The organism is Micromonospora sp. WMMA1363 (genome assembly GCF_030345795.1).
Lineage (GTDB): Bacteria > Actinomycetota > Actinomycetes > Mycobacteriales > Micromonosporaceae > Micromonospora.
In genome coordinates, this window is sequence record NZ_JAUALB010000003.1 from 1 (window position 1) to 10478 (window position 10478).

A 10478-nucleotide genomic window follows, 5' to 3' on the forward strand; every position below is an offset into this window, starting at 1 on the left:
GCAAGTCGATGGCGCCCACGGTCCGAAGGCGGCACCGGATCGACCGACACGTCAAGCGCCACACCTGCCCGGCGGGCGGCGATTCGCTGGCGGGCAGCCTCCAACGCCTCGTCTGCCATCTGGTGCCGACGCAGGTACGTCACACCCCACGCCGCCGCTGAACCCGGTCCAGCGACCGCCAGGTGATGCGCTTCGGCCACACCTTCCGCTGCTCATTGCTCACGTAGTAGCTGCGGAACGGCGCCGACCGGCCTCCGGATCCGGTCGATCAGGTACCCGTACCCGGGTAGCGGCGGGAACTGGGACGGGTCTACGTCTACCTTGAACACCGACTTCGCGTTCGGGTCCTTACCCCGCATCATCACCCCGTTACCGGCGAGCAGATTCGATCTGATCGCCTCAGCGCTCGGCGTGCCCGCACCGCCAAACGCGTCAGCGTCGGTGCCTGCGACGCAAGCAGTAGCGCAACGCCAACCTTCCCGCCTTCGCGGGCGATCGTCGACGCCAGGTATTGGATGCGCTGCCATGCCCCTGCGTTTTCCAGCTTCGACATCGGCTTGTGACACTCGTCGATGATGCCCAGCAGTCCGGGCCGATCGCCGGCCGGCGTGAACCCTTCAAGGGCCGCGATGGCGTTCTCGTCCTGCCGCAGCAGCATCACCAGATGCATGCCCTCCAGCATCACGAGGATCTGCTGGTGGGTGCGGGCCCTGAAGTCGGCGTGCGCCATGAGCAGCGGCGACGACGCGCCACCTTGACCGTCGCCGTACAGGATCACCGTCGGATGGCTGGCGCTCGCGGCGAGGGACATGGCCACCGACTCAATAAGCCGCGACTTGCCCGACCCGGTTCCGCCCTGCACGTACCCGCCCCACAGCCGGTGCTCGGTGTACGCCCTCCAGGCGGCCAGGCCCTCCCCATCGGCGTACGGGCCGAGCGTCACCCGACCGGAGGCCGAGTCGAACGCCTCCGGCCCAGCCAGTCCACACTGCTACGGATCGGGGAACGGGTGACGATCGTCAGCAGCACGTCCGGCTCCCGCTCAGTTGGGTGGGCCTCGATGAGTAACTCTTGGTCCGCCTGCAACCGCAGCCCGCCGCGTAGCTTCTTCGCCGCCGCGATCGTCATGCCGAGATCCTGTTTGCCGGGTCGTAGCCGCAGCGTGTACCGGATGCCGGCCTTGATGGGCTGAGGGTCACGCAGCGACGACCCGGGCAGCGCGCCGTCCGGGCGGCCCACGTTCTCCGACCACAGCCGCTGGTACTCCGACCTCGACGTCTTCTGCTGGATCAACCCCACCGGGCGGGACCGCCACCAGTGCGTCGACAAGGCGTACCCGAACGCCATCAGGATGCCGACCGCGCCCAGCGACAGACCGGCGACAGTCACCGACACCAGCCACACCCCGGCGACCGCCGCGAACGTGTACGCCCGTCGGCGGGCACGCCGGTCGAACACCCGCCCCCGCACCTTCGTCGCGGCCACAACAGCGATGACGAACGCGGCACCGGCCACCCACACGGCCACCTGCTGCTCGTCGCCGGTCACATGCACAGCGATGCGCGCCGCACCGGCGGCGACCACCAGCGCGCCGACGGCGGCGTGCGGGACGAGCTGCGGACGCAGCCCACCGGCTACCGGCTCGGATCGGGTGTCCACGGCATCTCCCTCAAGCAGGCTCCCCAGGCTTCCACCGCGGCGGCGCAGACCAGCCCGGTCTGCGCCCCACGGAAGAAGCCCGGATCACTCGTTGACCAGGGCCTCCTTGTCCGGCGCGTCCGGTTGGACTGGTAGAACTCCCGGCCGCCGTGGAACTTCTGCATCTCCTCCGCCAGGGCGGTCCACTTCGCGGTCGCGGTCGCCGACGCCTCCCGCGCCTCGCCCTCCAGGCTCAGAACGGTGTCGCCGAAGCCGAGTCGTTGCAGGGCCCCGGCGTAGCCCTCGGAGTTGAACTGCTGGTGGGTCGCGGCGACCTCAGCGGCGTAGGCGATGGCAGTAGGCAGGCCGGTTACCTCGGCGTTAGCCATGTCGATCTCCTTTTCGATCTTCTTGACGTCGGGGAACAGGTAGATGCGAGCGGTGGGGGTGTCGGTGGGGTAGTTGCCCTCGGCGCGGTCGCAGGCGGGGCAGTTCGCCGAGCCGGGCTGCGCGTAGGTCACACGGCACCGCACGCACGTCGGCCTCTCGACGTCACCGATCGGGCGCATGCCGTCCTTCCATTCGGCGTTGCGGCGCTGCTGCTCTTCCCACTCGGCGTTACGGCGCTGCTGCTCGGCCAGGCAGCGCGGACACGGCCGCCCATCCAGCACCACCGAGCCCTCACAGGTCGCACAGTTACGGGTGTTGTTCGGGTCGGTCGGATGCCGGTCGCGCCGCCGCTCCGACACCGGCCGGGGTTCGCGGACCACGTCGACCATGTCGTCAACCGGCACGTTCAGCCGCTGCGCCGCTTTCTTCGCCGCCCGGCTACGCCGCCACCCGGTGTTAGCCCGCAGGAAATCCTCCGTCGCGTCGTCCAGCCAACCGCGCACCCCGTACCGGGACTGCGACTCACCCCGCCTGATGCGCTCCATGCGCTCACGGTGACGCGGCGGCGTCTGCCCCTTCAGCGCGTACGTCACATCCTCGGCTGACCGTTTTGCCATCCAGGTCAACAGCATGATCCAAAACAGGACGTCGAGGCCCATCTCACGCCTCCGCCGTCGACGACTTGCGGATGACCCGGCGTGCCATCAACAGCGACGCCACAGCGCACGCCAACGTCAAACCCACCGCCGACTGCTCACCGGTCCACTCCGTCAGCAGACCGTTGACCCACCCCTGCGCGCCGTCAGCCCAGGCGGAGATCGTGTCGCCGAACTTCCCGTCCACCGCTGTCGCAATCGACGGAGCCAACAACGCGGATCCGACCGCGAACCAGTTCGGGACGCCATCAACGAACGAGTCGATCAGGGTGCCGACCACGGCGACGATCAGTAGCAGCACCGGCAGCCACGCCCACGGCAGCGCCTCCAGCACCCACTCGATTCCGTCACCGACGAACGTCTCCGCGCCGAACGCGCCACCGACGAAGGCGAGCCCGAACGACAGCCAGGCGAGGGTTTTCACCCCCTTCTGCCGAATCGACCTGATATTCACGTGCTTCGCCACAAAGGCCTCCTTACAGGAACAGCCACAGCGCCAGGTCGGCGCCGGGGTGGATGACGTGATCGACCAACCACACGGCCGGGGGCAGTGTGGACAGCAGCTTGACGGTGACAACCGCGACCCCGAACCGCGCCGGCCGCTCCAACAGCCACTCGAACAGGCGGGCCGCCGCCACAGCCGGGACCGCCACCAGGGCCAGCCACGCCCGCCCGAACGCACGCACCAGCCCGCGCCTGCTGTCGGTGTACCGGCCCCGCTCCGCGTACAGGCGCATCGTGTCCAGCGCCGGCCGCCGCTCCGTCAGCAGGGCCGGCGGGGTGCAGTACGCGCCGAACCGGGACAGCCACGCCCGCGAATCCAACGAACGACGGTCACTGTCCGTCATTGCAGAGTGCAGACCTTCCGGCGTCTCCGGGCCGGTTTCGCGCTCAGAGGGCAGGTCGGCGGAGTCTGCATTGCAGAGTGCAGTCTCACGCTGCGTCACATCTGCGGTCACTGGTGGCCCCCGAGGGACGCGCCGAGCGCGCCAGCGGCCAGCACGGTCACGACCAGCAGCACCAGGTAGGTGAGCGCGAGCCACGCGAGGCTGGTGTCACCCCGGCGCTTGCCGTTGGTGTGGGACATTGGTGTTCCTTCCTCTCGGGGTTGGAGGCGGGGCCCGGTCCGGCTTTGGTAGGTGGGGCCGGGCCCCGCAGCTTCGTGGTCAGACGGTCAGCGTGCGGCCCGAGTGGTTCTCCGTCGCGACTACGTAGAACGAGTCCTTCTTCGGCATGGTCTAGTCCTCCTTCTTGGTCTTGGTCCGCTCAGCGCGGACCAAGTTGATAGCGGTCTGGGCGTCACCGGCGCTGGTCCAACCCATACGGTCCATGACCGTCCGGCGGCCCGGGATGTCACCCCGATACGCGCGCTTCAGGTCACGGACCATGCCCTCTATCCGGGGCGGCACATCCCCAGCGGCGGCCGGGCTGACCGGACGAACACGGTCCAGGCGGACGGCGGTCCGCCGCAACGGCGTGGTCCGGGCGGCTGCTGCGTCCCTGGTCTCGGGCTGGTCCACCCCGTCCGAGGTGGACCAGTCCCGGTCCACTGGGTTGGACCGGCCATTGGTCCGGGCCTGGTCCACCGCTTCGGTGCGGATCTGGTCCGCGATGCTGGTCCGCATCTGGACCAGCCCGTTGGACCACATCGGCCGGGGTGTCTGGTCCACGATGCTGGTCCAGGCGTACTCGTCACGGGTCCGGATCCGGGTCGCCGCCTCCGTCATGCTCCGGCGGGTGCGGTCCATCAACGCCCACTCGTCAGCGCTCGGCTCCACGACAGCAGCAGACGGATCGGTGAGCTGCTCGATACGGTGCACCCGCGCCACCCTCCGCTGCGCCTCGACGACCATCGCATCGTCGGCCTGCAACGCGAGCCGACGCAGCTTCGCCTTCCGCCAGCCCGCCAGCCGATGCGACCCGTGGTGCAGCCGGTGCGCGGTCACGGTCATCGCGTCGATACGCCGATCCCGGTCCACCCGCACCAGATCCTGCTGGCCCGGCTGGATCAGCCCCAGGTGAATGCCGATACGGCGGGGGGTCCAGATCCAACTCGTCGGCTGCTCGACGGCGCCCGGCTTGTCGGCGGTGATGCCCATCCACCAAATCCCGGCACCGACAGCAGGGGCGAACAGGCGTAGCAGAAACTCCGGCACCGAGCTGGACGCGGTAGAGGCGACGATTCCGGACGCGGCGGCGACCGCCCACACGAAACGGATGTGCCGGCGGACGTCACCGGGCGGCTGCTGGGTGAGCTTGTGCTTGGCGAGCAGGCCCTGCGACACCATGACAACTTCGAACATGCCGAACAGGACCAAGGCGACCGGGATCGAAAGCTCGAGTGCACCCCGGGCGACCTCCCACATGCCCTCGGCGGCGAACGCCGTGGCGAGGACGACCGCGAGGGTACCGACGCGTGTGTGCGCGTGGCCGGTGCGCAGGAACCGCCAGACCAGCACGGCGGCGAGCAGCGCGCCGACGATCCCGGCGCCGACCGCGACATGCCGGGCGTATGCCGGCGCCACGTCGAGCACCGGGCCGAGCCAGTCGGGCAGGTTCATGCTGTCACTGCTGCCCGTCGCGCCGGCCACGCACAAGCAGGGAGAACAGCTCGGCGGCGAGTAGCTCCGCCTCGTCGAGGCTCAGGCTAAAGGCCCCGTCCGACGACCGCACATAGACCTGTGTTGCACCCTCTTCGCCGTCAGCATCGAGACGTTCTAGCGAGATCTCCACCTCACGCTGCTCTGGCCCGTCGGTAGCCACGATGGTGCGGGTCGCGCCGTGGTGAAACGTCACCCCAGGGTCCGGCGTCTCCCATGAATCGCCGCCCTTCCAGCAGTCGACGCACCACGGAGGGCACTTCGATGGGAAGTCCGGCGGCACAATCGGCGATGCGGACGTCGGAGCGTGCGCGATGATGGACATGGTCTTCAGCCCTTCTCACAGCAGGGTTGGAGGCAAGGCCCTCGGCTGGTGTTGGTGCACCGCCGGGGGCCGCTTTCGTTAGCCAAGGCGAGCCGGTCAGGGAGGTCCACGTCCGCCACCATACGTCCATACCTGGCAAGGTAGCAAGGACGTGTACAGTGCGACATGCGAGGAACTTGCCGGGTAAGGCAGTAAGGTCAGCCGAGATCACCACAAGCTGAGGGAGCGCCGACCATGGGACAGCCGAGGTGGACCAGCACCTCCGACCAGTACCTCAACCCCGTCGCCGGCGACGCCTGGACAGCCGACGCGGCCACCCGCGGACAGCAGGGCAGCCAGCGCGTCCTCAACGTCGAGACGATCCCAGCCCCAGCCGACATCGCCGAGCACCTCGGCGTCGCCCCCGGCTTCTCCATCGTCGCCCGCCGCCGGCTCATCCTCGCCAACGACCTACCCGTAGAGGTCGCCACGTCATACTGGCCAGCCAGCCTCGCCGCCATGACCGCCCTCGCCCAGCCAGCAAAGATCCCCGGCGGCGCCGTTCGGTTCGTCGCCGAACTCGGCTACACCCCAACCGAGGTCCGCGAGGACGTCACCACCCGATGGACCACCCCGTACGAGCAGACCACGATGGCCATGCAGAAGCCCGAGCCGGCGCTGATCCTCACCCGCATCCTGCTCGACGACACCGGCCAGCCCTACCAGGTCGACGTCAACGTCATGCGCGCCGGCCAGCACATCCGCTACGTCCGGCAGGCAGGCTGACCGTGACCGCCCGCGACCCCCGACCCCGCTCTCACCAGATCGCCGCCGAACTTCGAGCCGTCATCATGTCCGGCGACCTCGCCCCGGGCGCGAAACTGCCCTCCACCGCCGAACTCATGGACCAGCACCGCACCCACGGTGCCACCATCCAGAACGCCCTCGGCATCCTCAAGGCCGAGGGCTACCTCGAAGGGCAGCCCGGTCGCGGAGTGTTCGTCCGCCCCACCCAGCAGCAGACCATCACCCCCGCCGACTACAGCACACCGTCGACGCCCGGCCAGCCGTACGCATGGATCACCGCCGCCGCGGACCGCGGCCAGCGCGGCGCGTCGCAGCTCCTCGACGTCGGCGAGCACCCGGCGCCCGTCCAGGTCGCCGCAGCGTTCGGCATCGACCCGGGCGAGCCGGTGGTGCGCCGACAGCAGTTGCTTACCCTCGACGGGCAGCCAGTCGAGCTGGTGTGGACCTTCTATCCGGTCGCCCTGGCCCGAGGCACTCCGCTCACCGCGCGGCGACTCATCAAGGGCGGCGCCCCAGCGGTGCTCGCCGAACTGGGGGTGGAGCCGGCATCCATCGAGGACGTTATCTCCACCCGCCCCCCGACGTCTGAGGAGTTCGTCGCCTTGGCGCTGCCTACCGAGGTGCCGATCCTGCGTACGTTCCGGGTGGTCGTGGCCGCGACCGGAGATGTCGTGGAGTGCCAGCTGATGGTGAAGGCGGGGCATCGACACGAGGTGCGCTACCGATGGCCGGCGTGAGTGGGTGACGGTCGCGTCGAGGGCGACTACCCGTTGCGGGTGGCCGCCCTTTTGCCACCCGGCGGCGAATGCGTAGATGGTGGCAGTTGTCTGCGATGCACTGCTGGTCGTGATAGTCAGATAGCGGACAGGCAGCCGATCAGGCGTCGGCTATGTCCGACATCGATGCAAGATCCCCGCGAGTTCCACGACACCTAATACGTGTGTACGACTTGCATAACGTGAATTTGAAGAGCAGATTAAATCCCCTGCACAGAGATCCGCACGGCAGTCCCATCCGTGGGACCGCCACCAACCCGGGGGAGGTGGCCACCATCCAGCAGTCACACTCTCCATAGCAGACCGGGGACCGCACCGCCAGCGGCAACCCTCGGGAGGCCGGCGCGCACCCCCGTCCGACCTCCGATCATGCCCCTCCCCAATCTCACCTGATCGGAGATGACCCGCACCGTGCTCCACAAATGCTGGATGATCACCCTCGGTAGGTTTGCCGGACTCATCACCGTCGCGCTCTTCGCAGCACTTATGATCATCGTGCTCAGCCCCGAAGCGACCCACACGCCCAGACTCAGCCTGCTGTTCGTCGGCGTGCTGCTCCTCGGCTTCACCTCCGCCGCACTCCTCGCGGCCGGCCATATCCGTCTCTGGCTCACCGAGTCCGGAGACAAGCGCTGGTGGTGCGGCTACAGCGCCGCCGTCAAGGACCTCACCGACCGCGGCAGGCTGGACCTGTCCGAGCCAGCAGGCCCCAGCCAGCGCGGATAAGCCCGCTACAGGCCACCCATCACGTCCACGCGGTCGTACGCACGTCGGGCTCTGGCGGACCGGGCCGACCGACCGTAGTGACGCAGCATCTGTGATGATTCCCAGCCCGCCAGCTCCTCGAGATCACCCTCCGCGCCGCCGGCATCCAGCCAGCGGTGCGCGAAGGTGTGCCTGAACATGTGCGGGTGCACCCTGATCCCCAATCGCTCTCCGCGGCGGGCGATCATCTGGTAGATGCCGGAGCGGGTCATCCCCCGTTCGTTCCGTCGCAAACCCAGCCACAAGGCCGGCAGGGCGGCAGCCTTGTGGCTGGCCCGGACCCTCTTGTACCGGTCGATCGCCTGGGCGCACTTGTGATCAAACTTGACCGTCCGCTGCTTGCTGCCCTTGCCCACGACGATTGCGGTTCGGTCCGCGACCGACACGTCGCCGACCTCCAGGCCCGCGAGTTCGGCGAGCCGGACTCCGGTGCAGGCGAACACTCGCAAGATCGCTGCGTCCCGACGACTCTCAAGGTCGCGTCCCTGCTCGGCGTCCTTGACCAGGCGCTGCATGTCCTCCAGTTCCAGGACCGGCACGAGCTTCTCCCCCAACTTGGGGGCTGCGGGGGGCACGAACCGCTCGAACGGGTTCGGAAGATCCTCCTCCTCCGCGTACCACTTGCAGAATTGCTGGAGGCAGCGCGCGATGTTGTTGCGGTACGACGCGGAGTAGCCCTGATCGTCGAGCCAGAGAAAGAACGCGCCGAGGTGCCCACGTGTGACACCCCCCCAGGACTGCACCGGCTTGTGTTGGATCAGCCAGCCGCCGAACCAGGACACGGCATCGGTGTACATCTCGCGTGTACGGGTGCTCTTGCCGCGTATCCGCAGCTCAAGGGCGAAGGACTCGATGAAGGGGCGGAGGTGGCCCGGGTCGGGCCGGGAATGTCTCACCATCGACACATGGTATGCCCCCTCATTCCTCTAAGCGAGTGCTGTGTGAGCGGCTAGGCAAGTCCGATCCGGGCAGCCAGACAAAGTTTAAGGCCCGATGACCTTGGTGTTTTCCCAGGTCATCGGGCCTCTAAGTGGTACTTGGAGCCCCGGCCGGGATCGAACCGGCGACATCTCGCTTACAAGGCGTAGGCTATGTACGCCAAGCAACCCGTGTTTACCAAGCTGGGCAGGCAAGCGACAACCGCATAGGCGAGATCTGCCTGACACGATGCCTGTCTATCCGACGCGGGCGGCGGCGTGACTCGACTGGGCGGCCGGTGCGGAACCGGAGGTACTGCACCACTCCCCACCTCTCGATCTCGGTGACGTTCGGGTCCTGGAGGATCTCGATGACCTCCTCCACCGTGCGCGTCGAGGATCCGCGGCGGCTCCGGCCCGAGCCCCATCTCCTCTCGGGTGAGGTACCGAGCGCGACGGCCGCCTCGCGAGGGTCGATGCCCACACGCGGCAGACTGCCCGCACCTGCCGGGGGTCGGGCGCTCGACCCGGCCGTCCTCCCGCGCAGGTACGTCGACCGCGACAGGCCGGCCCTCCTCGATGACGTCCCTCCTGCGTTCCAGCCTTTCGCCGCCGTCCCCACTCGGATGAGCTGCGCGAAGTCGCGACCTCTCTGGTCCGGGAGACGGGCGCCATGCGGACACGGTAGGTCCCCTGATCGGACATTGTCGTCGTCACACGTGACACGTGCCATCGGTGGTACGCGGTCCGGGGGAGTACTGGACGGCAGGTAGAGAGCGCGACATCGGGTGGTCATGGATGACACGGTACATTCGACCCAATGTCACGAGAGACTTCGAGCCGCCCCCTTGCGTCTACTTATGAGACGTGCATGATGGGTGTCATGCATGACACCCAACCTCCCCCCACAGTGTCACCGGCCGATACGTGGCGGTTGCGCTGGGAACATCGTCAGCAAACGGTGCACCGCGCTCGAGGCGCCACCGACGACGAGCGCGCCGCACTGATGGTCATCTCCCGCGCCACCCTCGACCGCTGGCGACGTGGCACCCACGCCGCCAGCAGCAAGCCGCGAACGCCGCGCCGCGAACGCCTCGGTCTCCCCCCGCGACGCCATGTGGGAGCGGGCCTCATGAACGAGCAACTCCGCAAAGGACCGCGCCGCCGCCGGCCGTAATCGTGCCGGACTCCGCCGCGCCGCCCGTGCCCTCGACCCCCACAGCTACTGCCCCGCAGCGGCCCAACGCGCCTCAACCGCCCGCTTCGACGCCCAGGTCCCAGCCGAGATCACCGACCCCGCCGAACGGGGCCCGCCGCATCGGCCTACTCCGCCGCGCGCACATGGCCGACCTCGCCCACCACGAGCGCTAAAGCCCGCGCGAGGCGAGCCGCATGAGCGCCGTCCGGGTGTTCGCCTACGACGACACCGAGATCCGAACCGTTCTCCCGGCCGACGGAGACCCCTGGTTCGTCGCCGCCGACATCGCCCGCCCGCTCGGATATCGATGGCAATCCGACATGACCCGTCGCCTCGACGAGGACGACAGGGGTACGCGTTCAGTGCGTACCCCCATCCGGCCAGCAGGACATGACCGTGATCTCCGAGGCCGGCCTCTACGTTGCGA

The 10478-nt window shown here is 68.4% G+C and carries 14 protein-coding genes; 4 read left to right on the forward strand and 10 right to left on the reverse strand.

From position 1 onward, the window contains the following. Positions 1–212 precede the first annotated feature (212 nt). From QTQ03_RS28025 to QTQ03_RS28065, 9 genes are all read right to left on the reverse strand, one after another. On the reverse strand, positions 213–362 hold the full coding sequence (locus tag QTQ03_RS28025; RefSeq protein ID WP_289281041.1) for a hypothetical protein: 150 nt from the start codon (positions 360–362) through the stop codon (positions 213–215). Continuing rightward, positions 362–943 (reverse strand): hypothetical protein, encoded by a 582-nt coding sequence (locus QTQ03_RS28030; protein WP_289281042.1) that lies wholly within the window; start codon positions 941–943, stop codon positions 362–364. The genes QTQ03_RS28025 and QTQ03_RS28030 overlap by 1 nt, the downstream gene beginning before the upstream one ends. Further along, on the reverse strand, positions 940–1659 hold the full coding sequence (locus QTQ03_RS28035; RefSeq protein WP_289281043.1) for a hypothetical protein: 720 nt from the start codon (positions 1657–1659) through the stop codon (positions 940–942). The genes QTQ03_RS28030 and QTQ03_RS28035 overlap by 4 nt, the downstream gene beginning before the upstream one ends. Next, positions 1635–2573 (reverse strand): hypothetical protein, encoded by a 939-nt coding sequence (locus QTQ03_RS28040; protein WP_289281044.1) that lies wholly within the window; start codon positions 2571–2573, stop codon positions 1635–1637. The genes QTQ03_RS28035 and QTQ03_RS28040 overlap by 25 nt, the downstream gene beginning before the upstream one ends. Positions 2574–2688: 115 nt before the next feature. Then, positions 2689–3150, reverse strand: a complete 462-nt coding sequence (locus QTQ03_RS28045) for a hypothetical protein (protein WP_289278872.1) — start codon at positions 3148–3150, stop codon at positions 2689–2691. Positions 3151–3160: 10 nt separating this feature from the next. After that, complete coding sequence (locus tag QTQ03_RS28050) at positions 3161–3532, reverse strand: hypothetical protein (protein ID WP_289278873.1); 372 nt, start codon at positions 3530–3532, stop codon at positions 3161–3163. 107 nt (positions 3533–3639) lie between these two features. Then, positions 3640–3771: a hypothetical protein gene (locus tag QTQ03_RS28055; protein ID WP_289278874.1), complete on the reverse strand. Its 132-nt coding sequence runs from the start codon at positions 3769–3771 to the stop codon at positions 3640–3642. A 151-nt stretch (positions 3772–3922) separates the two neighbouring features. Then, complete coding sequence (locus tag QTQ03_RS28060; protein WP_289278875.1) at positions 3923–5245, reverse strand: hypothetical protein; 1323 nt, start codon at positions 5243–5245, stop codon at positions 3923–3925. Positions 5246–5249: 4 nt separating this feature from the next. After that, positions 5250–5609: a DUF6907 domain-containing protein gene (locus QTQ03_RS28065; RefSeq protein ID WP_289278876.1), complete on the reverse strand. Its 360-nt coding sequence runs from the start codon at positions 5607–5609 to the stop codon at positions 5250–5252. 234 nt (positions 5610–5843) lie between these two features. On the opposite strand from QTQ03_RS28065, the gene QTQ03_RS28070 reads away from it, so the two are divergent. From QTQ03_RS28070 to QTQ03_RS28080, 3 genes are all read left to right on the forward strand, one after another. Beyond that, positions 5844–6374 (forward strand): UTRA domain-containing protein, encoded by a 531-nt coding sequence (locus QTQ03_RS28070; RefSeq protein ID WP_289278877.1) that lies wholly within the window; start codon positions 5844–5846, stop codon positions 6372–6374. Between the two features lie 2 nt (positions 6375–6376). Further along, a complete protein-coding gene (locus tag QTQ03_RS28075; protein WP_289278878.1) occupies positions 6377–7132 on the forward strand; it encodes a GntR family transcriptional regulator in 756 nt (251 codons plus the stop codon). 438 nt (positions 7133–7570) lie between these two features. Then, positions 7571–7897 (forward strand): hypothetical protein, encoded by a 327-nt coding sequence (locus tag QTQ03_RS28080; protein WP_289278879.1) that lies wholly within the window; start codon positions 7571–7573, stop codon positions 7895–7897. Between the two features lie 5 nt (positions 7898–7902). On the opposite strand, the gene QTQ03_RS28085 is transcribed toward QTQ03_RS28080, so the two are convergent. Continuing rightward, entirely contained in the window at positions 7903–8835 is a 933-nt protein-coding gene (locus QTQ03_RS28085) for a tyrosine-type recombinase/integrase (protein ID WP_289278880.1), read from the reverse strand. A 1410-nt stretch (positions 8836–10245) separates the two neighbouring features. On the opposite strand from QTQ03_RS28085, the gene QTQ03_RS28090 reads away from it, so the two are divergent. Continuing rightward, the coding region (locus QTQ03_RS28090) for a BRO-N domain-containing protein (protein WP_289281045.1) at positions 10246–10478 on the forward strand (233 nt) is incomplete at its 3' end.